General features: G+C 23.8%; 17 protein-coding genes and 1 pseudogene. 11 read left to right on the plus strand and 7 right to left on the minus strand.

Features of this window, described 5'->3' with window-relative positions; genetic code table 4:
• Positions 1 to 17: 17 nt before the first annotated feature.
• Positions 18 to 2,570 (plus strand): protein translocase subunit SecDF, encoded by a 2,553-nt coding sequence (gene secDF, locus EXC48_RS02020; protein ID WP_223216304.1) that lies wholly within the window; start codon positions 18 to 20, stop codon positions 2,568 to 2,570.
• 135 nt (positions 2,571 to 2,705) lie between these two features.
• Here secDF and EXC48_RS05160 read toward each other — a convergent pair.
• From EXC48_RS05160 to mutM, 4 genes and pseudogenes are all read right to left on the minus strand, one after another.
• Positions 2,706 to 3,794, minus strand: a pseudogene (locus tag EXC48_RS05160) (IS30 family transposase).
• A gap of 201 nt (positions 3,795 to 3,995) precedes the next feature.
• A complete protein-coding gene (locus EXC48_RS02030; RefSeq protein ID WP_129720573.1) occupies positions 3,996 to 4,364 on the minus strand; it encodes a Smr/MutS family protein in 369 nt (122 codons plus the stop codon).
• Positions 4,355 to 4,900 (minus strand): cysteine hydrolase family protein, encoded by a 546-nt coding sequence (locus tag EXC48_RS02035; protein ID WP_015287202.1) that lies wholly within the window; start codon positions 4,898 to 4,900, stop codon positions 4,355 to 4,357. The genes EXC48_RS02030 and EXC48_RS02035 overlap by 10 nt, the downstream gene beginning before the upstream one ends.
• Positions 4,901 to 4,903: 3 nt before the next feature.
• Entirely contained in the window at positions 4,904 to 5,749 is an 846-nt protein-coding gene (gene mutM, locus EXC48_RS02040) for a DNA-formamidopyrimidine glycosylase (RefSeq protein ID WP_129720574.1), read from the minus strand.
• Between the two features lie 161 nt (positions 5,750 to 5,910).
• On the opposite strand from mutM, the gene deoD reads away from it, so the two are divergent.
• The 4 genes from deoD to EXC48_RS02060 all read left to right on the plus strand — a co-directional run bounded on the left by deoD (position 5,911) and on the right by EXC48_RS02060 (position 11,498).
• The gene (deoD, locus tag EXC48_RS02045) at positions 5,911 to 6,615 is read left to right on the plus strand and encodes a purine-nucleoside phosphorylase (RefSeq protein ID WP_129720575.1); all 705 of its coding nucleotides are present in this window, start codon (positions 5,911 to 5,913) and stop codon (positions 6,613 to 6,615) included.
• A gap of 1 nt (position 6,616) precedes the next feature.
• The gene (locus EXC48_RS02050) at positions 6,617 to 7,912 is read left to right on the plus strand and encodes a thymidine phosphorylase (RefSeq protein WP_129720576.1); all 1,296 of its coding nucleotides are present in this window, start codon (positions 6,617 to 6,619) and stop codon (positions 7,910 to 7,912) included.
• An 11-nt stretch (positions 7,913 to 7,923) separates the two neighbouring features.
• The gene (gene deoC / locus EXC48_RS02055) at positions 7,924 to 8,586 is read left to right on the plus strand and encodes a deoxyribose-phosphate aldolase (RefSeq protein WP_129720577.1); all 663 of its coding nucleotides are present in this window, start codon (positions 7,924 to 7,926) and stop codon (positions 8,584 to 8,586) included.
• A 185-nt stretch (positions 8,587 to 8,771) separates the two neighbouring features.
• Positions 8,772 to 11,498: a cation-translocating P-type ATPase gene (locus tag EXC48_RS02060; RefSeq protein ID WP_129720578.1), complete on the plus strand. Its 2,727-nt coding sequence runs from the start codon at positions 8,772 to 8,774 to the stop codon at positions 11,496 to 11,498.
• Between the two features lie 49 nt (positions 11,499 to 11,547).
• On the opposite strand, the gene EXC48_RS02065 is transcribed toward EXC48_RS02060, so the two are convergent.
• Complete coding sequence (locus EXC48_RS02065; protein ID WP_129720579.1) at positions 11,548 to 13,188, minus strand: hypothetical protein; 1,641 nt, start codon at positions 13,186 to 13,188, stop codon at positions 11,548 to 11,550.
• A gap of 86 nt (positions 13,189 to 13,274) precedes the next feature.
• Between EXC48_RS02065 and secG the strand changes: the two genes are divergently transcribed.
• Genes secG through EXC48_RS02090 form a run of 5 tightly spaced genes read left to right on the plus strand, consistent with a single transcriptional unit; the run spans position 13,275 to position 18,375 of the window.
• On the plus strand, positions 13,275 to 13,508 hold the full coding sequence (gene secG, locus EXC48_RS02070) for a preprotein translocase subunit SecG (RefSeq protein WP_041593764.1): 234 nt from the start codon (positions 13,275 to 13,277) through the stop codon (positions 13,506 to 13,508).
• Positions 13,509 to 13,510: 2 nt separating this feature from the next.
• Positions 13,511 to 15,727 (plus strand): ribonuclease R, encoded by a 2,217-nt coding sequence (gene rnr / locus EXC48_RS02075; RefSeq protein WP_129720580.1) that lies wholly within the window; start codon positions 13,511 to 13,513, stop codon positions 15,725 to 15,727.
• Between the two features lies 1 nt (position 15,728).
• Positions 15,729 to 16,514, plus strand: a complete 786-nt coding sequence (locus tag EXC48_RS02080) for a tRNA1(Val) (adenine(37)-N6)-methyltransferase (protein ID WP_129720581.1) — start codon at positions 15,729 to 15,731, stop codon at positions 16,512 to 16,514.
• A 9-nt stretch (positions 16,515 to 16,523) separates the two neighbouring features.
• Positions 16,524 to 18,080, plus strand: a complete 1,557-nt coding sequence (metG, locus tag EXC48_RS02085; RefSeq protein ID WP_129720582.1) for a methionine--tRNA ligase — start codon at positions 16,524 to 16,526, stop codon at positions 18,078 to 18,080.
• A 10-nt stretch (positions 18,081 to 18,090) separates the two neighbouring features.
• A complete protein-coding gene (locus EXC48_RS02090) occupies positions 18,091 to 18,375 on the plus strand; it encodes an antibiotic biosynthesis monooxygenase family protein (RefSeq protein WP_015287213.1) in 285 nt (94 codons plus the stop codon).
• A gap of 62 nt (positions 18,376 to 18,437) precedes the next feature.
• On the opposite strand, the gene EXC48_RS02095 is transcribed toward EXC48_RS02090, so the two are convergent.
• Positions 18,438 to 19,892 carry a S16 family serine protease gene (locus EXC48_RS02095; protein WP_129720583.1) on the minus strand — a complete coding sequence of 485 codons (1,455 nt, stop codon included), beginning with the start codon at positions 19,890 to 19,892 and terminating at the stop codon, positions 18,438 to 18,440.
• A complete protein-coding gene (locus EXC48_RS02100; RefSeq protein WP_129720584.1) occupies positions 19,882 to 22,779 on the minus strand; it encodes an AAA family ATPase in 2,898 nt (965 codons plus the stop codon). Before EXC48_RS02100 ends, EXC48_RS02095 begins: the two co-directional genes overlap by 11 nt.
• Before the next feature lie 266 nt (positions 22,780 to 23,045).
• On the opposite strand from EXC48_RS02100, the gene EXC48_RS02105 reads away from it, so the two are divergent.
• Complete coding sequence (locus EXC48_RS02105; protein ID WP_129720585.1) at positions 23,046 to 25,454, plus strand: hypothetical protein; 2,409 nt, start codon at positions 23,046 to 23,048, stop codon at positions 25,452 to 25,454.
• Positions 25,455 to 25,779: the final 325 nt, after the last annotated feature.

Here is a 25,779-nt window from a genome sequence, read left to right on the forward strand (position 1 = left end):
TGTGGTATATTTATTATATGAATTTTTTAAAAACTTTTTTAAAACTAACTACTTGAAAAAGACTTTTAATTAGTATATTTATGATTATTGCTGCAATACTTTCTATAGTATTTGGAAGTGTTTTTTATCTAAGTAATCATACCCATAAATCAATTGAATATGGTGGAGGAAATAGTGTTTTAGTACAAGTCAAAAGCGATAAAAAAATTGACTTAAATAAGACTAATGAAATTAGTAGATCAATTTCTAGTAGATTAACTGATGGTTCAGGTTATAATGGAATTGATATCAAAACTGAAGCGGAAGGAAAAATTTTAATTTCTAAAAGTGGCCATTTATCGCAAAAAGAATTGTTTCAGTTTATTAATGATATAGTTAAAAAACCAAATATTGTTGCTACAACAACAAATATTAATCCATTATTTAAAAATAAGAGATTTGAAGTGGGCGATAGTATTGATTTCCAAAATGTTAAGCAATATCAAATTCCATTTAAATTAAATGGTGCTGAATATATTGAAAGAAATGGTTTTAATACTATTAAAATTTCTTTAAATGGAATTGAGGGGCAAACAGAATATGCTAAGGCTACTGATTATTTACAAAGATCAAATAATAGGGAAATTTTATTTTGATTAAATATTGATAATTTATATAACAGAGCAATTAATGATTATTCTAAAGATTGAGAAAATTCTGGAAAAAATTTATGAAACTTCATTCATACTAACAATCAAGTTAATACTGCGGGACAAAACGGAAGACAAATAGAAAATTCTTTAAAGGATAATGAACTTAGAATTCAAAGAGATTATTTAATTTATCGTGGTTCAATAAATTTTGTTCATGATTCTAGTGATGTTTATATTAATAGTCAAAACCTCTCTAATTCACAAGCCAAGTCATTAGTAGAAAGAATTAATTTTGCTTTAAGCGATTATGATCTTGAGTTATTATCCACTAAAACATATTCAGATGTTAAAGACAACTCGTCATTTTTGTATGCGATGATTGGTTCATTAATTGCATTTTCACTTTTGGCATTTTTACAAATTTTTAATTATGGACTTTTAGGTGTTGCTACTACAATTTCTATGGCGCTTTATTCATTTTTAACATTAGTAATATTTATTGCAGTAAGAGGAGAATATTCACCTACACTTATAACAGCTTTATTATTAGGTTTATTAGTATTGTTTGATGGCACTGTTGTTTGATTTGAAAAATTTAAAGGACGGATGTCTACTGGTGATTCTATAAATAAATCATTTACTAATACATTAAAATATAACACTAGAAGAGTGGTTGATACTAATTTAATGTTATTTATTTCAATGTTAATAATGTTTTATCTAGGATTAAGAGAAATAAAAACATTTAGTTCATTTTCATTTTTTGGAATTCTAGTTTCTTTATTTGTTTCACAGATTTTCTTACGTTGAGTTACAATTTCCTTAACAAAATGAGATCTTTTAGAGAAAAAACCTTGATTATTTGGATTAACAAATTTTGATAAGAAAATTAATAATGCAATATCAAATAAAAATATTAATTTTTTAAAAAATGCAAAATATGTTGCTATAAGTTCATTAATTTTATTATTGATAACAACTATTATTATTGGGGTACTTTCAGGGATCACGAATAACTTTTGAACATCATTTAATTCATCAAAAGAATTTTTAGGTGGGTATAGTATAAATATTTATTCTTCGAATAATAACTCATTTTTTGATTCAATTCAAGCGGATAAATTGCTTCACAAAATTGCTAAAGAAAACCCAAATATCAAAAACCTAAATGACATTTCTTTAATATATTCTATTAATGGTGTAGATCAAAGCAAAGGAATTTCAATATATTTAAATGAGTATGATAAAAATATTATTGATGGTATTCAAAAATCAATAACTTCATTTAATGAAAATTTATCACTTATTCATTATAAACTTTCGAATGCTACTATTATTAATTCATTAATATGGTTAATTGTTGGAATTTTAGTTTCAGCAATAATTATAGCTGCTTATATTTTATTAAGATTTGGTTGAACTTTTTCTGTGTTATTTTTGTTTGGTTTATTTTTTGATTTAATTTTTCTAATTATCATAATAACTCTTACTAGAGTATTAATAAATAGTTATTTAATTACTATTATTGCTAGTTTATTTGTATGATCTGTAAATGAAAAACTTTCAATCATAAGTGAAATTAAAGAAAACATTAAATTTAAATATCATAAACAAATTTTAGATAAAGATGAAATCGTGAATATAGCTAATTTATCATTATCTAAAAAAATAAAAAGAAATATTGTTATTTTATTTGCTATATGCATAATTAGTATCGGAGTTATTATTGCATTACCAATTTATGAAAAATTGTTAGGGATTGTTATAATTATTTCATTAGCATTTTCAACTTTATTAACTTCTTATCTTGCGTTATGAATATGAACTAAAATTTATACAATTTCTCAAACTCATAAACAAAGAAGAATTGATTCAGGCTTTTGAAACATTAATAAGATCGAAGAACAAACATTTAATGGTATTAATGATTATTTCTAGTTTAAAAGTCGCTTATTATGGCGACCCCAAAATGCAAAGTCAAGTGCAACACTTATTTTGTATAAAAATAACAATCAAGAATTGTAAAAATGATTGTTATTTTTTTATTTAGAAAATTTAAAAAATTTATTTATTTTATTTTTTTAAAAATAAATTTCTACTTGTGTTTGAAGTTCTTTTTTTCTGATTATAAATATAAAGAGGTTCTTCCTTAGGTATTTCCTTTCAAGGTTCATCTCTATAATTTAAATTAAAAAATAATTCATCAGCAGAGAAATAATTATGAATTTTTCTTGGCATATTGTTTATGGTCTTTTGAAGGTCATAAATTTCTTTTTCCGATATTTTGTTGAAATTTGTTCCTTTAGGAAATTCTCTTCTTACCAATCCATTAAAATTTTCATTTAGTCCTCTTTGGAAGGAAGCGTAAGGATCAGCTTGATAAATTGGTATGTTTAACCTATAGCCAATATAAAATAAAGCTTTAAATTCAAATCCATTATCAGTAGTTATTGATTTAACATTTAGTTTGTAAATTTTAATATATTCCCAAAGCTATAATATTAATTTCCATGGATTCTTGTTTTCTAATTTTATTATAAGTCCTCATCTTGTTTTTCTTTCAGTAAATGTTAATAAATGGGATGATAAACTACTTCTTTTTCCGACTATTAAGTATATCTCTCAATGACCAAATTCATTCTCAAAATTTTTATTAAAACCCCTTCTCCATATAGGTTTTACTATTCTATTACCGACTAAAGTTTTGACAACATCATGCGTTTTTCTTCCCTTATTATATTTTTTTAAACGTTGTTTCGAATCCGATACTCATAGACCACTATTTATTCAATTAAATACTGTTCTTAAAGTAGGTATTTTAAATTTGAAATGATGTTGAATATAAAAATGAGTTAGATCTACTCCAAAATATTTTTTGTTAAATTTTAAAATAAATTGATTAGTAAATTCTTCATATTCATTTATATTATTAATGAGTTTAATTTGTTCTTTTCACCTTATTCTATTTAAATGTTTGTTATGTGCTTCCATACCAATATAACCATTTTCAGTTGAATTATTTTTAATTTCTCTTAGTACTGATGATTTTGTGTAACCTAAAATTTGAGAAATTTCAGAAATTGGAGTTTCAAACTTTTTAAGTAAAATTTCTAATTCAATTCTTTTTTCTAAGTTAAAATGTTTATAATTAATAATGAGCACCTCCTGAGTTTATAAATTGGTGCTTTTTCTTTTTTAAAGCGCCAATTTAATTTTATATTTTATTAAGAAAAGAATAATAAAATTCCCCCCACCCAAACACATAAAAACAATTAAGTTTTTTTTGTGTTTGGGTGGGGGGAATTTTTAATTAAGCTGTTGCACTTGACTTTGCAATTCAGCGTCGCTTATTATGGCGACTTTTTATTTTTTAAATTTCGACTTTCACTCATCAAAAATATTGTCAACATCTCTTTGAGAAATCATTTTATCATTTAAAACATCATTATCATAATAATTATTATCGTTTATCTCATTTTCAAGATCAAAATCATAATAAACTTCTAATTGATAAGAACCATTATTTACAGGTGTGCTCTTAATTTTTTGCTTTGAATGTTTATTGTGATTATTAATAAAATTTTCGAGGGTAGTTTTTAAAGCGCCTGAACCATTTCCGGTGATAAAAATAATTTTTTGATACCTATTTTCTAAAAGATCAAAAACATATTCTTGAATTTTGATTAATGCTTCTTGACTTTCTAATCCATGCAGATCAACTTCTATTCTCATGTTTTTATTTCAATTCCGGCATTTTTCATTAATTCAAGAGCATATTTATGCATCATATCGCCATTATGATTTTCATTGTGAAATGTTTCAACCGCATTATCATAAACAATAATTTTCTTATCAATATTTTCTTTATTTAATCAGACTTTTAAAGTAAGACAAAATTGTAGTATACAAATATCTGTGCAACAACCTACAATAATAAATTCATCATATTCACTGTATATTGATTTATCAATGTGAAAAAAACTATTTGTAGTATTTTTATATATTACATTAGAATTATCTTGTTTTACAAAAATATTTAACTTTTCAACTACTTTAGACTCTTCTGTATCTTTTAAGCAATGAATTGGATATTGAGTCATTTCTAAATCATTTGTCGAATGAGCATCGCAAACAAAGAAAATATTTGGATTATGATTTAAAATTTCTTTAATAATTGGGACAATTTTTTGTATTCTATGATCTGCTAAATTACCTTTTTCTAAAAAGCCTTTTAAAACATCAATAACAAACACAACGCTTTTTTTCATTTTTTACTCCTTTTGACAGTTTTCGCAAAAAGTTGTACCTCGACCGTTAGAAGTATAATCTAATTTAACTTTTTTAATTTTTCCTATTTTGCAAACTTTACATATTTGGTTTTCTCTACCATATACCATTAGGTTATTTTGAAACTTTCCAGATATTCCATTAACAGAACTATAATTTTGCACAGTACTTCCGCCTAATTTTATGCTATGATCCATTATTTTTTGAGCTTGATCGAGCAACTGTGAAAATTCTTCATAAGTTATATCTTTTGCTTTTTTCATTGGGTTGATTTTACAAGCAAACAAGGATTCATCAGCATAAATATTTCCAATACCTAAAATAAGAGATTGATCTAATAATATTTTCTTAATACTAATATTCTTTTTATGTATTCTTTGATAAAGTATTTTTTTATCAATAAATCCTGGTAATTTAGCTAAATTTTTTATTTCAAAAATAGTTCTGTTATCATTTGAGTTAATGATTTCAAATGATCCAAAAATTCTTTGATCATTATAAACTAAAACCTCTTGATTATCTAAGTAAAAATAAATATAATCATGTTTATATGCATAAAGATTCTTATCATTTATATTTCTTATAAAATATTTACCTGTCATTCTAAGATGTGATAATAATCTAGAAGAATCGGTAAAATTAAATACTAAAAATTTGCCAATATTTTCAATGTAAGAAATTTTTTTATTTATCAAAAATTTCTTAAATTCTATTTCACTAGCATTTTTTATTAATTTATCGATTTTAACTTCTACTTGTGTGATGGTTCTATTTTTAACAAATGTATTAAGTGCTTTTTGAACCACTGTAACTTCTGGATATTCAGGCATAATATTAATATTATACTTAAAAAGTATGATTATTTAGACGAAAATAGTGTACAATTTTTATAGGTTATTTTATATTTATTTTAAACAAAATAAATAACCTTAATTTTTATTTTTTAATAATTAAACTTTAAACAAACAATAATACAAAATTTGGAGGAAATATGACACCACATATAAATGCAAAAAAAGAAGACATTGCAAAAACAGTTATTATGCCTGGAGATCCATTAAGAGCTAAATATATTGCTGAAACATTCTTAGATCCTGGATTTAAGCAAGTTAATTCAGTAAGAAATATGTTTATGTTTACCGGAACATATAAAGGTAGACCAATTACAATTGCTGGAAGTGGAATGGGATGTCCTTCAATCGGAATTTACTCATATGAATTATTTAAATTTTATGATGTTGATCGCATTATCAGAATCGGTTCAGCTGGTTCATATAAAAAAGATTTAAATTTATATGAAGTTGTACTCGCTTCTGAAGCTTTTGGTGACAGTACAGCATTTAGACAATTAGTTTTAAATAAAGATGAACAAATTGCTCATCCTTCATCTAAATTAAATGAAGAAATAATTTCAATTGCTAATAAATTAGGTCATAATTTAACAATCGGAAGAGTTCATTCGTCAGATGTATTTTACTCATCAGTTCCATTAGATAAAAGAATTGCATCTACTGATTCACTATGTGTCGAAATGGAATCATATGCTTTATTTACAAATGCAGAAGTAACCGGCAAAGAAGCAGCTTGTTTATTAACAATTAGCGATAATTTAATTACTCATGAAGAAACAACTGCAGAAGAACGTCAAACAGCATTTACAAAAATGATGGAGATTGCTTTAGAATTAGCAAAATAATATGCGTATAGTTGATATTATTGAAAAAAAGAAGCAAAATAAGGAATTAACAGAAACAGAAATAAAGTTCCTAATTAATTCTTACGTTGATGGTTCAATGCCTGATTATCAAATGAGCGCTTTTTTAATGACTGTTGTCTTTAACTCAATGACTTCAAAAGAAATTGCATTATTAACTAAATATATGATGCATTCTGGTGATGTTATTGATTTATCGGAAATACCTGGAATTAAAGTAGATAAACATTCAACAGGTGGTATCGGTGATAAAACTACATTAGCTGTTGCGCCAATTGTTGCTGCATGCGGTGCTCCTGTTGCCAAAATGAGCGGAAGAGGTTTGGCACAAACTGGTGGAACAATTGACAAGTTAGAATCAATTCCTGGATTTAGTGTTGAATTAACTCAAAGACAATTTATTGACCAAGTTAGAAAACATAAAATATCTGTTATTGGTCAAAGTGGAAAATTAGTACCAGCAGATAAGAAAATTTATGCATTAAGAGATGTTACAGCCACTGTTGATTCAATTCCTTTAATCGCATCATCGATTATGTCTAAAAAATTAGCAACAGGTTCAAATGCTATTTTATTAGATGTAAAATGTGGTAATGGTGCATTTATGAAAGATGAAAAAAGTGCTGTTGAATTGGCTAAAACAATGATTAATATTGGTAAAGAATTGAATGTTGATGTTAGAGCAGAAATTACCAATATGAGTCGTCCAATTGGAAAAGAAATAGGAAATAAAAATGAAGTTTTAGAAGCAATCAAAACACTTAAGGGTCAAGGCCCAAATGATTTTAATGAATTAGTTTATTCTTCATGTGCAACAATCTTAGAACAAGCTAAAATTGCGAATAACCATGAACAAGCTTTAAAAATGGTGCAAGAAGTTATTTCAAATGGTAAAGCATTAGAAAAATTTTATGAATTTATTAGTCTACAAGGTGGTGATGTAGAAAAATTAAAAAGTGATGATTTTTGAGTTCCGAAATATCGTGTTCTAGTTGAATCGCAACAAGAAGGATACTTGGAAATTTTTGATAGTTTAACTTTTGGTCTAGTTTCGATGAAATTAGGTGCTGGAAGACAGAAAAAAGAAGATGTTCTTGATTTTGAAGCTGGTATTACATTGAATAAAAAAACTAATGATTATGTTAAAACAGGTGATATATTATTTACTCTATATTCATCAAAACCGATTGATGTTAATTTATTAACTGAATTAAAACAAGCATATAGATTTAATCAAGCGCCTGTTGAAAATAAAATTATTTTACAAAAATTACAATAAAAGGAGTTATTATGAATTACAATAAAATGATAGATCATACATATTTAAAACCTGAGGCAACAGAAAAAGAAATTAATAAATTAATTGATGAAGCGAAAAAATATGGATTTAAAACAGTCTGTGTTAATTCATCATGAGTGAAATATGTATCAGAAAAATTAAAAGGATCAGATGTACAAATTACTAGTGTAGTAGGATTTCCGCTAGGTGCAATGATTACACAGGCAAAAGCACATGAAACAAAATTAGCTATCGATCATGGTGCTGATGAAATTGATATGGTTATTAATATTGGTCGTTTTAAACAAGGTGATTATGAATATGTTTTAAATGATATTAAAAAAGTTAAAGAAGCTTGTGGATCACATATTTTAAAAGTTATTATCGAAACAGCTTTATTAACAACTGAAGAAATTAAAAAGGCAACTGAGATTGTTATGAAATCAGGTGCAGAATTTATCAAAACTTCAACAGGATTTAGCTTTAGAGGTGCTAATTTAGATGATGTTAAAACAATGAAAAGCGTTTGTGGAGATAGTTTATTAATTAAAGCTGCTGGTGGTATTAGTACTATTGATGATTTAATTGCTATGTACCAAGCAGGAGCAACAAGATTTGGTACATCACGTTCTGTAGCTATTGTTGAGGGAAAAGAATCAAAAGGTGGATATTAATTCCAAAATTACCTTCAAGAATTCAAAAACCTAATTATATCAAATTTAAATCAAATTATGCAACAATCATTTTAGCTATTGGTTGTTGTTTTTATATTCGTAAATTTATAACTTTATATTCTAAAAATTAAAAAATAAACTAAAATATAAAAGGTTTTATTATCTAGAATAATAGAAAGGAAATAATGATCAATAAATTAAATAATGAATATGTTAAAAATAGAATCGGTCTAAGTTCTGAAAAAGCAAAAGAATTTTTACTTCAATATGGACAAAATAAAATTAAAGCCGACAAGAAATTAAACGTTTTAAAGGTTTTTTTAGGACAATTTAAAGATTTTATGATTATTTTACTTTTAATTGCTGCTGCTTTTAGCATGGGCGTTGCTATCTATGAAACGTATTTTTCAGGTCATAATAATTCAACCAAAGATATTGTAATAGGATTCGTTGAACCATGTATTATTTTGTTTGTGGTATTTTTAAATTCTTGTCTAGGTACATATCAAGAAATAAAAAGTGATCAAGCTGTTAAAGCGCTTGAAAAAAATAATCAGTTAAATTCTAAAGTAATAAGAGATGGAAGAATTGTTTCTATTCCTTCATTGGAGGTTGTTCCTGGTGATTTATTAATAGTTGAAGCCGGTGATTTAGTTAGTGCCGATGGAATTTTGGTTGAATCATTTTCATTGCAAGCAATCGAATCCGCTTTGACTGGTGAATCATTAGCCGTTGATAAAAGAGTTGATTTGCATAATGACCTCAATAATAAAATATTAGGCGAACGATACAATTATCTTTTTTCTGGAACACATATTTCTAATGGTAGAGGAATGATTTATGTTGTTAATACTGGCTTAAATACTGAAATTGGGAAAATTAATAAATTGATTCAAACACAAGATGTTCAATTAACCCCATTGCAGATTAAATTAAATAAGTTAAGTAAAATATTTGGAATATCTGGTGTTATATTATTATTTATCACAAGTATTTCACAAATTATCATAACTAATACTATTTTAATTCCAAATTCATGAGATCTCCCAGATACATATTCTAATGCTTTAATTGTCGGTATTTCACTTGCTGTTGCTGCAATACCAGAAGGTTTAATAACTTTTACAACTGTTTTATTAGCAATTGGTGTTGCAAAAATGGTAAAGGAAAATGTAATTATTAAAGCCTTTCCAGCAGTTGAGACATTAGGTTCAACTAGCATTATATGTTCTGATAAAACTGGAACATTAACAGAAAATAAGATGACTGTAGTTAAATTTTGAGATGTTGAATCAAATCAAACACCGGAAAATTCAAAAGCATTATCATATTTTGTTGCTTGTTGTGATGCTTCAGTTAGTTTAAAAGAAGATGGCGAATATATAGAAGTAGGCGATCCAACTGAAACAGGAATTTTAACTTATGGATTACAAAATTATAATTCTGCAGATATTTTTTATTCTTATCATACTAAGCTTGATTCAATACCATTTGATAGTGACCGTAAAGTAATGTCTGTTTTAGTAAAAACTAATGAAAACAAAAATTTAATCATTGTTAAAGGCGCACCAGATGTTGTTTTTTCAAGATCTATTAATCAAGATAATAAATATCTTAAAGAAGTTGAAAGTTGATCCAAACAAGCATACAGAGTAATAGCAGTAGCTTATAAAGAAGTTGAATCAAGTAAAACGTCTTTAACTCTTGAAGATGAAAAAGATTTAACATTTCTAGGTATCTTAGGAATGATAGATCCAGCTAGATCAGGTGTAAAAGAAAGTATTTTTGAAGCAAAAGAGGCTGGAATTAAGTCAGTTATGATAACAGGTGATCATTTAATTACAGCTGTTGCCATTGCAAAAGAATTAGGAATTTATACAGAAGGTGATTTAGCAATTAATGGCGAACAACTTTCGAAATTATCTGATGAAGAATTATTTAATGAAGTTGAAAAAATTTCAGTTTATGCAAGGGTTAATCCAATAGATAAATTAAGAATTGTAAAAGCTTGACAAGCTCATCATCATGTAGTAGCTATGACTGGTGATGGAGTTAATGATGCTCCTGCTTTAAAAGCTTCTGATGTAGGTTTAGCAATGGGTATAACAGGAACAGATGTTTCAAAACAAGCTTCTGATGTTATTTTAACTGATGATAACTTCACAACCATTGTCAAGGGTATAAAAAGCGGCCGTGAAACATTTGACCGCATAAAAACAGTTATTCTAAATCTTTTAATTTCTTCTTTAACTGAAATTATTGTTATGTTAGTTGGTTTATTTGTTTTATCCTTTATTTTTAAAGATAATTTTAAGAATAATGAATTAGTAATCTTATCAGCTTCACAACTTTTATGAATCAATTTATTAACTCATGGCCTTCCTGCTATTGCATTAGGAATGACACCTTCTGATGTTAATGTAATGCAAAGGAAACCATTGGCTAAAAATGAAAGTATTTTTGCTAATGGAATGGGAGTGAAATTATTGATTCAAAGTAGTATTTTAAGTTTATTAGCAATTATTTCTTATCTAATTGTTGGTTTATATGCCAAAAATCAAAATATTACAGGTGATAATTTTATTAGACTTACATCAACTGCAATGTTTTTAACAATCGGAATTGGTACTAGTTTAAATTCATTAAACTTAATGTCACAAAATTCAATTTTTATATCTAGTATTAAAAAATATAAATTAGTTTATTCAGCAAGTCTCTTTTCATTAGTTTGTGTTTTATTTGCAGCATTTACACCGGGTGTAAGAGATGCGTTTAAAATGGCAGAAATAAAAGAAATTGCTAATTATAATTATGTTTATTGATTAATTCCAATTTTATTAGGTTTTGGCTTATTATTTTATTGTGAGTTTAATAAATTATTTAATAAATTAATATTTAGAACTAAAAAGTAATTTTAACAAAAGGATTTTAACCCTTTTTATATTAAAATTGAAGTTAGAATTAACTAACTTCAATTTTAATATTTGCAAAAATCTCATTCTTTTCTTTAAGATAATTTTCATGTAACTTTTGAACTCTTGCTTTTTTATCATTAGAACTTTTGTTATCAGCTTTTTCAGTTGGTTTTTGCAATCTAGCGAGTTTATTACCGATTAATTTATTGTATATTTCATCATTTAATCCTACATATATATCAAATGTGACTTCACGCAATATTTTTTGCTGATCAAATGGAGAAATAAATTGAGACTTATTAACAAATAGAATATCAAATGAGTTAAAATCAATTGTTTTATTTAAATCTTTTTGATCATAATTAATTGCTGTTGATACTTTAAGAACATCATTTTCAAACTTAACGTCTGATACAACTAAGTTATTAAATTCATATAGTCCTAAACCAATATTAGATAATGATTCAGTTTTTTTATTATTTACTAGGTTAAAACTTAGTTTATTAAAAATTGATCTATTTATTGGCAATGAAAGTTTTATTATGTGATTTAAGGAATTCGGGATAAGGGTAGAAAGGTTTATTTTATTTTTATTTTTTTCATAGTCATCAATAAATTTAAATTTATGAGTATTTGGATCCTTGTTGAAAATCGATATTAATATTTCATCTTTAAGTGTATTATTTTCAAAAAGTTTAACCTTACCAAATTCATCTACAATTAAGTCATTTTCAATATTCTGAGCTGGGTTTTTAAAATCCTTTTGAAATTTATTTAAAATATCAACGATTTTAGCATCATTAGTAACTTTTTTGAGCTCATCTAAACTAGTAAAAGCTATATTAATTGCACCACTTTGAGTTTGTTCTTTTCTATTTAAAAAATAGTTAGAAACTAATCCGAAATATTTTCTATTTGATAAATGATTTGTAAAATATTTAGTACTTAAATTATTTTTGAATTCATCTTCAATGTCAATAGCAATTTTATTTATTGCTTCCATGTTTTTAAATGATTCTTCTAAATTAGATTTAAAACTTTTGTTAGTAAAATTTTTAAAATACTTATTATATATTTCATTAAAGGATGATTGATATTTTTTAATTAAACCTAAAATTTTTGTAATGTTCTTATCATTTAAAACAGATATTTTTTGATTGATATAACTTACCAAAAAGTTATTACGGTATAAAATTGCAAAGTTGCTGATTCAATTTATTTGATTAAGTATTTCAGGATTACTTTGTTGATCTTGATTTAATATTTGATTTACTCTTGAAATAATTTCAACAATCCAGGTTCTTAAAAAAGAGTTTAAAAGAAAAATTTTATCAAATTCTTTTGCTTGGTTTTTTGAAATATTTTTTAAAAAGTCATCTAACAATGTCTTATTATTCTTTTTAAAAGTATCTATATCTTTAATTGAATTTAACAACAATAATTCTTGAGCATTTCTCTTTTTTCATTCGTTAATTCTTGCTTGATTATTTGGATTTTTTAGATACTCATCAATCTTGCGTACCAAATTTTCATGCGAAGCAATGACAAAAGTATTTAACGCATTTTTTACCAATTTATCATCAAAATTTTCCAGAACTAAATTTTGTGATTTAGTATTACATGAAATCACAAAAGGTACAGAAATTAATCCAGAAATACTTAATAATAATTTAAAAATTTTTTTCATCTTTTAATTATATTATAAATTCAAAAAAATAATTTTTATGGTATCATTAAATTAAATATATTAGTTTGTAATATAATGAGGTTTATATGGTATTTCTTACAGTTATTTTAGTTATAATTAGCTTTTTTATTATCATTGTTTCATTTTTAATGTCACCTGATTCAAATGGTTTTTCAGGTGCTTTAGTCGGTAGTGGTGATCTTGATTTATTTAAAGTTTCAAAAGAAAGAGGGATAAAGAAAATTTTAAAATATTCAATGATGATATTTGGATTTATTTTACTAATTGCATCATTATTATTAAGAGTTTTTATTAATTAATTATGAATTCAAAAGAAATAATAGATTATCTTTCTAAATACAAATCACGTTCATTTTTAGAAATAGCAAGATTCTTTAAAATATCAGCACATAATAATAAATCTTTAACATCTGTTTTATCCCAATTACAAAAAGAATATAAAATTTTTAAAAATAATAAAGATGAATATTATGCACCTATTTTATCTCAAAGCATTGTAGGAAATTTATCCGTTTCTGCCAAAGGTCCATTTGGATTTGTGGATTATGATATTAACGAAATCAATAATACAAAAAAAAGCGTTTTTATTAAATCATTTAATTTTAATGGCGCAATACATAATGATACTGTTCAAGTAAATATTTACATAAATCCTCATGACAATGAATCTAATAATTCTGAAGGTGTTATAACAAATGTAATTCAAAGGAACAATACTGAAGTTCAAGGTTTTATTAAACATAAAAATAATACAATATATTTTTCACCAGTTGATTCTAGATACCAGAATTTAACGTGAGTAATTGTTTCTAAGCAAGTTCAAACTAAACTAAATGATTTAGTTGTAGCTGAAATCCAAAAATATGACCAAAAGATTGTGTTTATTAATATAGTTAAAGTAATAACTAATGAATCTGATCCGATGGTATTTGTCAAATATTATTTAGAATCAATTAAAGTTCCGAATGATTTTCCTAGTCTTTTAGAAAGAGAAATTCATAATATTCCTTTATCAATAAAAAATGAAAATCAAAATGATCGTATCAATCTTACTTCAAAAATGATTGTTACAATTGACGGTGATGATACTAAAGATTTTGATGATGCTATTTATGTTAAAAAGCTAGCTAATGGTAATTTTATTTTAGGTGTTTATATTGCTGATGTATCTTATTATGTTAAAGAAGATACTTTAATTGATCAAGAAGCATTAAAAAGAGGAACAAGTATTTATTTAGTTGATCGAGTAATACCGATGTTGCCAATCGAGTTATCAAATGGAATTTGTTCATTAAATCCAAATGAAGAAAGATTTGTAATCGCTTGCGAAATGGAAATTGATAAAAATGGTAAAAATTTAAATGTTAATGTATTTCCAGGAATTATTGAAAGTAAATTTAGACTAACATATAAGCAAGTTGATAATTATTTTAAAACTAATGATCTAGGTTTTAATAATGAACCTAATAACTTACTAGAATTAAAATCGATGTTAAATGATGCAAGAGATTTAAGTTTAATTTTGCATAAATACAAAATTAATGAAGGATATGTTGATTTTGAAATTTCTGAACCTAAAATAAAACTAGATGAATTTGGTTCGGTGAAAGAAATTATTATTAATCAAAGAGGATTTTCAGAGGTTTTAATTGAAGATTTTATGGTACGTGCAAATGAAACTATTGCTAAATATTTAACTATGCAGAAATTACCAGTTTTATATAGAATTCATGAAACACCTGACGAATTAAAAATTAGTAACTTGAAAAATACTCTTTTTGCAATGAATATAAAAGATATAAAACTTGATTCAAAAACAATTAATCCAAAAAACTTCGCTGAGCTTGTTGGACAAATTAATAAAATAAGAAATGATGATTTTATTAAAATGATGTTTTTAAGAACTATGCAAAAGGCTGTTTATTCTGAAAATAATATAGGTCATTTCGGACTTGCTTCAAAATTTTATTGCCATTTTACTAGTCCAATAAGAAGATACCCAGATTTAGTTATTCATAGAATTATTAGAGAATTTATTTTTAATAAAAATTTAAATGAATTAGAAAGCTTTACTAATAAAATGTCGTTATATAGCGATCTTAATACGAAAGCTGAACAAAAAGCGGTACAAATTGAAAGAAATGTTAATGATTTAAAATTTGCTGAATTTCTTAAAAATAGGATTGGAAGTGTATTTAAAGCTCAAATTCTTAGTATTACTAATTTTGGTTTTTTTGTTGAATTTGATTTTAAAGCAAGTGGAATGATTCATAAATCTACTTTAGTTGATGGTATATATGAAGCTAATGAAACGCTAACAAAATTTTCTAATGGAACTAAAACCTTTATTCTTGGAGACTTTGTTAATGTAGTTGTGGTTGGTGTAGATCTTGTTGAAGGAAAAATAGATTGTGTTTTAGAGGATTTATATTTAGCATATCTTAACGCTAAAAAAGCAAGCTTTGAACATAAGAAAAAAACACCTAAACACACATTGAAGTCAAAAGGAAAAGGATAATATGCAGGATGAATTATTTAAAAATCGCAATATTGTTAAAAATTCATTAGGTTTTGATTCTGATTTATATGTTTTTCAAGATAAGAATATGTTTAATTACTCAGTTGATACTATTTTATTAGGGAACTTCATTTACTTAAATCATAAAATAAAAAATGTTCTTGAAATAGGCACAAATAATGCAGCATTAGCTATATTTGTTGCTTCTAGAAATAAAGAACTTAAAATAGATGCAGTTGAAATTCAAAAAAAAGCCGCTGATTTGGCTAAATATAATGTTAAATTTAATAATTTAGAAAGTCAAATTAATATAATTAATCAAGACTTCAATAATTTTTGAGTTAATCATACTAAAACTAATGCAAAAAAGTATCAAAGCATTTTTTGTAATCCTCCTTTTTATGAAGTTGATAAAATTATGCAAAAAACAAAAGTGAATAATGAAGTGTTAATTGCTACATTTGAAATTGCTTTAACTCTTGAAAATTTAATTTATGGTGCTTCAAAAATAATTGAACAAAAAGGTTTTTTATCATTAGTTTTGCCAGTTGAAAGATCTATTGATGCTTTTGCAATTTTGAAAAAATATAATTTTGAACCTAAAAGAATCCAATTTGTTTATCCAAGAGCGGATCAAAAACCTAAGTTTATTTTATTAGAGGCTAGATATCAAACTGGTTCAGGACCACATTTTCTTAAAAATATTTATTTACATAGTCAAGATGATAGAACAAATCATGAGTATTTACCAGAAGTGAAAGAGTTATATAAGCCTATAAAGGTATAGGAGGTGATAATGAAAAAAAGATTTTATATTACTACACCAATTTATTACGCTAGTGGAAATCTTCATATTGGACATCTTTATACAACTACCCTAGCATGAGTCATAGCAAATTTTAAAAGACTTTCGGGATATGAAGTTAAAATGCTAACAGGTAGTGATGAACATGGCTTAAAAATACAGCAAAAAGCAAAAGAAAAAAATGTATCACCACAAGAACTTGTTGATGAATTGTCTAAGAAATTCATTAAAATGTGAGAGGATTTTGATATATCTTATGACATTTTTCAAAGAACTAGTTATCTAGATCATAAGCAAAAAGTTCAAAAGATTTTTAGTTATTTTTATAAAAAAGGATTTATTTATAAAGATAAATATCAAGGTCTATATTCAGTTAGTGATGAAGAATTTTTAACAGAAACACAGGCTATAAAAAAAGATGGAAAGCTTTGTCATCCGGTGAGTTTTAAAGAATTAACAACAGTTTATGAAGAAAGTTATTTCTTTGATATGAAAGCATTTGTGCCTTGATTAGTTCAATATATTGACTATCATCCAAATTGATTAATGCCAGTTAAAACAAAAAATGAACTATTGAGCAATTTTATTAATATTGGTTTAGAAAATTTATCTGTAACTAGAATTAATATTGATTGAGGTATTAGAGTTTTAGAAGATACAAAACATACATTATATGTTTGATTAGATGCTTTATGCAATTATATTACTGCACTTGGTTATGATGTGGATGATCCAAATTCACCTGAATTCTTAAAATTTTGACAAGATGAAAATGTTGAAAAGGTTCATCTTGTTGGGAAGGAAATCACAAGATTTCATATGATTTACTGACCAATATTTTTAAAAGCATTAAATATCTCATTACCAACTAGAATTCAATCTCATGGATGGATTTTAGATCAATACGGACGCAAAATGTCTAAATCATTAAATAATGTGGTTGATCCATATGACTTATTGCAAAAATACCATCCTGAAATGATAAAGTATTACTTAGCTACTCAAATAAATTTTGGCGATGATGGGATTTTTGACGAAAATAGATTTGTCAATGTTATTAATTCAGATCTAATTAATAATTTTGGTAATTTAATTTCTCGTACATTGAAAATGAAATATCTTTCTTTTGGTTCAATGTCTTTAAAATATTATAAAACAGAATATTTAGAGGATATAGAACTCGAAAATAATATTGATAAACATTTTAAAACATATTTTAATTATTTTAATGAATACCAGGTTGATAAGGCGCTTAAAGAGATAATTTCACTTTCTGATTCATTAAATAAGTATATTGACATTGTTAAACCATGGACTTTAAAAGAAAACTTATCAAGATTGGAAGAAATTTTGATAAGATTATTAAATGGAATTTATACTATTGCTACATGTTTGCAGGTTGTTTTACCAAAGAAAATGGAAGAAGTAAAAAATGCTTTAGGTATGAATGATTTATCATTTGATTTAGTTTTAGATTTCAATAAGTTTAATGAAACAACTCAAAAAGAGCAATTTATGTTGTTTGAAAGAATTAATGTAAAAAAATAGTGAGGAAATAATGATATACTCAAGATCTTTTAAATATATAATTAACCCAGAAAAAATCAAAGGTTTTATTGATTATTTATATGTGTTTACTCAAAAAGCTAGAATGTTTGAAACTAATTTATCTTTTGAATATGGTTTAGAAGGAAAAGATAAAATTATTGTTTTACAAAGATGATCAACTAGACAAAGCTATCAAGATTTTATTAACATTCCAGAGTTTGATAAAGAAATAAAAACTCTTGAAAAAATGTCTAAGAAAATTGAAATTTTATTCGATTTAGAACTAGAAAGATAATTTTTTAGATTTTATATGCATCAAAAAAGCATTCATCATAATGAATGCTTTTTTGATCAATTTTATTTAATTAACATCTTATTTTTATTTAAGAATAAATCATTAAAAATTTCATCATAGGTATTTATTAAAATAACATTCATTTCAGGATTTAAATAACTAGATATTTTTAAATAGTCCTTCTCATTTTCTTTTGGAATGAATACTTTCTTAATACCTGAATTTGAACATTTGATTAATTTTAGGTCAATTGCACCAACGGCTTTAATACATCCTTCAAGTGAAATTGCACCAGTAAATGCTGTGTCATCAGGAATTTTAATATTTAAAATTTTTGAGATAATCGCTGTTGTTAAACTTATTCCTGCTGAATTTCCGCTTATTTGAGAGTTTATATCATTAGTAGAAATACAAAAACCCTTATTAATGTGATGTTTTATTTCGCTAGGATTGTACGCTTTTAAGTATTCATAAGCAACTTCTTTTGCTATCTTTACAGATAAATTCATATCATCATTACTTTTCATTAAGATCATATCATCATTGCTTGAAGAGAATTGAGTAATAATTTTTGAAATAAAGGCTTTATTATAAAAAGGCGATACCCCAATAATGTTAACTAGACCAGGTTTTTGAATATTACTTTCATTATTATTTTGATCTTTATAAATGTTTTCACTATCCCAATTATTAAATGCTTCTATATTTAAATTAGAAATGTTGTGTTTATTTAAATAACTGAAAAAGTCAAACAAAGCACTTTTAAGATTATCTAAGCATTGATTTTTATTTAAAGAAACAAAGTGAAGAATTTGATCATTTGTAAATTGTATGTTTGAATTAAATTTTTGATTTATTTTAGGAATTTCTCTTTTTAATAATGTTTCTATTTTTTCATTAAATTTAATTTCTTCAAACATATGAAAATTATGATTTATTAGTGCGTTATTATATTCATTGAAAATAAAGAATACTATTGATTTTTTTATATTTATATCTAAATTTAAATATTGATCTTTTATTTTTTTAGTATTAAATTGATTAAAAATGAAATTAATATGTTCGGGCGATAAAGTGCTAATATTTTTTATGAAAATAATAGGATTATTTACTTTTGATTTAATAATTTCACTAGTAAGTAAATTCACATTGTTGTTATTATTTAATGAATTTATAAATTTTGCAGCATCAATTGTTATTGTTTTTAGTTTTTTGTAATTTGAAATTGATTGAATAAATTGCTCGATATCAGAATTCTTACTACCAATGAGATTGAAATTTGTTATATCGTTTTTCAGATCATTTTTTAGATTAATAGCTGCACTTTTGAAGCCAATGATACTATTCATTAGATTTAAAATTAAATTAATTAGTTCATCTTTTACATTTTGATTTTTATTTGAAAAAGATTCAAGTATTTCAATTTTTTTTCTGTTTTCGCTAATAAAATTTGGATTATGAGTAGTGTAATTATGCATTATTAAATTTTCTATTATTTTTTCAATATTATTTTTCATTATATTCCCCCTTTGCTATAACTTTATTTTTTTCATACTTTAAAGTTATAATAATTTTTTTATTAAGATCCATTTCTAAAATAACGTTACTAATCGTAGACAAAATATTAATATCTATAAAAGATTCTATTTTCCTTACACCAAAACCAGATTCAATAATTTTTTTGACCACTCTTTTAAATGATTTATGATCAAAAATAAAATCAATCTCATTTTTATATGAAGCAGAAATTTTGCTTAGTTGATCATTTAATTTTTTACAAAAAATCTCATAAACAATGTCATTTGATATCTCGTTGAACAAGATGATATCATCAAATCTTCCTAAAATTTCTTCACGGAATTTTAGTTTTGCACTTTTTAATCATTCATTAGGTTTATTGATTAATCTTTTATATTCAAATAATGTAGAGTTTAAGTTTGTTGTGCAAATAACTATTGAGTTTTTTAAAGAGATTTCACTTCCCATATTATCTACATATGTTCCTGTTGATAATATTTGTAGAAGTATATCAATTGTTTTTTGCGATGCTTTTTCAATTTCATCAAATAAAACAATAGATTGAGGATTGTTTGATAATTGTTTACTTAATGTGCCATTTTGATCAATTAGCGATTTTATTTCATCAGCATATTCAGACATATTTAAAATCAAAAATTTATCTTTTGAAAATAACTTTTCAGCTATTAATTCTGCTGTTTTTGTTTTTCCAACTCCTGTTGGACCTGCAAAAAGATAACTTCTTCATGGTTTTTTGATTTCTTGATTCAATACATATCTATTTGGAATAGGTTTTGTTATTAAATCAATTTGTTTATTTTGTCCGATAATTTCTGACTTTAAAAATCCATTTAATGATTTTATATTTTGAATTAATGTTTGATAGTCATTGGTTTTTAGATCTTTTTCAAATGGAAATACTATGTTATTAAGTTCAGATTTTATGTATTTAATATAGTTATTTTTATCAGTTGTCAAATTTTTATTTGTTATTTCTAAATTTGTGAAAAAGCTTTTTAAAATAACATCTATAGTTACTTTTTCAATTAATGAAAAATCTAAACCGATAAATAAAAAACTTTTTAACATTGTTCTATCAGGAATTTTTATTTTATAGTAATTTTTATTTGCATTAAAGTCAGAATATAAAAAGCAATATCTTAATTCATCTAATTCTATTTTTGATATATTTTTATCATTAATTATTTCATTTTTAAGTTCATCATAGTAATTTTTATGATTTATGTCATTATTATGCAGAACATTAAATTTATTTTCTTTTAAATCAACATTATGAGAAAAGTAATTAAAAATTAGTTTCTTTCCATATTTTTTTGATAATTTAAAGATATTTTGTATATATTCAAGTAATTTTGCAAAATCACTAGTTTTTTTACATTCACAATTCTCTATAGTTCCCTCGCACAGCTCCTTCTCTATTAAACAATTTAATTTAAAAGTTGAATTCTCTTCATAATTAGGATGATATTCTCGATATGCATCTAAGACTTCTGAAATAGTTTTTGATATATCTATATATTTTGTAAACAATCCACCTTCACGTTTATTAAATTTTTTAAACTCATCAAAAAAATCACTAGATTCTTTATTTTCAAATGCTTCTTTAAATGATTTAAATCAAAGAATTTTATAAATCTCAAAATTTTTTTCAATATGATAAATTAATAAATTTAGTTGATCAATCATTTTATCAATTATTATTAAATTATCAATACCATTATTATATTGTAGTGTTTTAATATCATTATTTTTATTAGCGCTAAGTTGGCTTATAATAAATTCATATGCACTTGTGATTGGATTTTTATTATTGTTAAATAAACTATTATTTGTTAGATTTATTATATTAACTGTTTCATTATTAATTGAATAATTACTATTTACATTATGTGTATTCGATATTTGGTCATTAATTAATTTATTCATTATGTTGAGGTTATCATTATTATGCATGATACCTGTGATAAATTTTCAAGTTTTGTTATTTTTATATGATTTTGATGTTTTAAAATCTTCAATAGTTTCATCGTTTTCTAAAAGAATTATTCTAACTTTTTTGTTTACGATATTAAATTTAGATATTGAATCAAATGGACTATTAGAAAGTTTGTGAGAATCATTTCCAAAAAATTTATAATAAGATATATTCTTGATAATTGCATAGTATTTGTCTATATTTATATCTCTATATTTTCTTAGTAATCGATCAGCTGCATTTTTAACGGATTCTGTTTCTGAACCTCATAGATTTACATCTGTCAATTCTGAAATATCATCAAAAAATTCATAAGCAATTTTATTTTCAGGATTATTTTTATTATAATAATTAATATTATATTCTAATTGCATTTTTCTTCCGCTATTTACTGGGTCATAAAAAATAATATTGTTAATATATGAGTTAAATTGGTTTTGCAAGTTTTGATTGTATAAGTAATTATGATTATTTATATTATTCTCATTTCAACCTTTATTATAGTAATTTCAATTACCATTTTGGTCTGTCAATATTTCATCATCTTCTAGATTTCATATTTGATTTAACAAATGAAAAATATCATTTAACATACTATTTAATGCATCTAAATTATTATTATTATTTAGATTCTTTTTTAAATCGGTCACTTTTTGAATAAGTTCTTTTATAGATAGAATTTTCTTGTGAAAATCATTGTTTTTATTAAAAAACATTTCATTAGAAAATGTGAAAAAAAGGTCGAATATTGATTCTAAAATTTCACTTAGGTTTCTTTCGTCATAATGAGTTAGGGTTTTATTTCTTGATAATCTATTAATTTTTTCAAATAAGTATTCTAAATCTATTATTTTTTTAATTTTATTTTTCATTTCATTTTGAGTTAGCATATTTCTCCTTATTAAACTTTTATTTACTGCAAAAATTATATAAAACCAGAATATAGAAAGTTGAAATTTTGAAAAATATGTTTTATAATATTCTCTATTATATATATGATATTTTGATTAATAAATTTATCAATATATGTTATAAACATCTTTAACTTAAATAGACAATTTATAAGTTTTTAAATATATCTTAAAGTGATTTTTAAATTTTTTTGTGAAAAACAGGTTTTATGTTGAGAAGTTTAGAATAAAAAAAGGAACAGAGTATGGAAAATGTAACAAGTGTTAAGGATAAATTTAAAATTCTTTTTATCGACGGTGAATCATTATTTAATTTTATTTATACAACTTATATTCATACAAATTGAGAAAATAAAGATAATTCATTGAATCCATTATTGAATTATTTGTTTAAAATCATTTATAGAACGCCAAATTTAGATAATTACTATTATTCATATGATAATTTTTTTGAGGATTCTAGGGGCTTTGTTATTAACTATGCACTTTGAGATAAAAAAACTATTTCAAGTAAAATATTAATTGATAAACTATCTGAAAGTGAACGTATGAATGATCATTTTTTAATAAAATTATTTGAAGTTTTTAATAATTACAAAGAGAGAAATAAGGATAATATTTCAAAGGATGTTATTGATTGAGACAAGTTATTTCTTTCAATAAGTAATTATATTTTATTGTTTATGAATGATATTTTCGCAAACTACAGTAAAGTATTTATTGCTTTTAATTGAGTAAATACTCCAAAAAATAAAACAGAATTAGACTCAAATTATTTTTTTGATATAAATAAACCAACTAATGAGACTATAAGAAATTTAGTTTTAAAAACATTTTCAAAAAAATATCAATATTCATTTCAAAAACAATTTTTTGATTTTTGAAATGAAAATGATAAAGATAAACATAGTGCATTATATTGTGATTTGTTAACTTATTTAAGAATAAAAAACAACCCTGAATCAAAATATAATCAATGATATGAAATAGCAAGAAAGAAATTTATTGATATTTTAATAGAGATGAAATTCGATATTATTACAATTCCTTTTTTTGAGTCTTTTGATACAATCAATTCATTTTTGCAAATGTTAAAAACAGAAACGAACTGAGAAAGAAGATTAACTTTTTTAGATCAACCCAATTTTAACTATCAAGGTTCATATTATAAAGATAAAAATCAAAAAATACCATTGGAATATTTTATATATAGTCAAAACGATATATTTAGATCATTAATAGACAACGATGTAACTAGAATAAAAATACATAAAAAGAATAAAAAAGATGTAGAGTGGTTTGAATTTGAAACACCACAGTGATTAATTAATAATTTTGGGGTTTTGCCAAGGGATTATAATGATTTTTCACTTCTTACATTTAAACCATTTTTGAAAAATAATTTTAATAAAAAACCAATAGCTGGTTTTTCTGATAAAGAGGCAATAAAATTTTTAAAAACTTATGGTTCAATAGAGAAGTTTGAGAAATTTGCCTTTGAATTTTGAGAAAATCATGAAATATTAACAAATAATTTAAAAATAAAGCAACCATGCTATAAAAAGATATCAACTAATTTCTTTTTAAAATGTATTAATTTAGAAAACAAAAACGATATTCATAAAGAAAAATTTAATTTAACTAGATTAGAGTTGGAATATTTTATTAAAGTATATAAATTAATTTATAGTATAAAAGAAACAGATGATTTGTATTGAATTCTTTATTATAATAATTCATCGAAAACTGAAAATGTATTAGAAACTGAGTATTATAAGTATATTTATAGTAATGATATTTTTTTAAAAAATAAATTTGATTCAACTTATGATTCATTTGATTTTTTTAAGAAAGAATCGTATTTTAATTCTAATTTTAATCTTAAAGAAAATGTTTGAAGGTTATTGCCTTTTACAAGTTCATTATTTAAATACTACTATAACACTAATTTTGAAAATAAAAACCTTAATTTTAGAAAATATAATTTTAAACATACACATTTAATGACTTATGCGCCTGTTTCTAAACTTTCTAAGTTATTTTCTCCATTAAATATCAATAACATTTATTTTCAAATGTTTTTAGATGAAATTTATATTATTGATAATGAGGTATTTAAAAATATAGTAGATACATTTTCTGAATTCGCTAAAAGTAATATATATTTTAGATTATTGTTAAGAAATTTGGAATTTCGAAAAGCTGATGTTGAAAATAAAAAAAATGTTTTTAAACAAGACAAAAATGTACTTATTATTAACTATAATGATTATGATAAATTAATTTGTAATAGTAGATTATTTGAAACAAGATGATTTGAATTTTTTAATAAAAAAGATAGCAATGATAAAGAAACAAAATTTGTAAGGAATATTAAATTAAATGAAAATCTCACATCTAATCAAATATTGAAAAAACTTTTATATAATGATACAAAAATTGATTTTTATTATGAAAAATTAACAAATAATAATTGATTAACACAATATATAGTATTTGATTTCATATTAAATGAAAAGGATGTATATGATGAGATTGTTGATCAATTAAAGAAAATTGATAATTATCGCGAGGTTTTTACATATAAAACAAATACAATTAGTGAAAAAAATCTAAAAAACTATTCATTTCATTTTTTAAAAAATATTAAATAAGATTTTTATATCTTATTTTAAGATTTCTAATCAATGTTTTAAATTTAAATGAGCAAATATAACGCCTAAAATATTTAATTATACATCATAAAAATGCAAAAAAACAAAATATGGAATTGTTCCACATTTTGTCTCTTTTTTTCTCTTAAAATAAAATTTTAATATAATTTAATCGTATTTAAGCAAACATACAAAACAAAACAAAATTTATGACAATTTTATTTTGTTATTTTTTAATTTAATAAATTAATTTCGCATTCATAATTATATACATAACGAAGTTATAACATATATTAGATTAAATATTATAAAACATATTTTAAAA

It is taken from the genome of Mycoplasmopsis cynos (genome assembly GCF_900660545.1).
Classification (GTDB): Bacteria; Bacillota_I; Bacilli_A; order Mycoplasmatales; family Metamycoplasmataceae; genus Mycoplasmopsis; species Mycoplasmopsis cynos.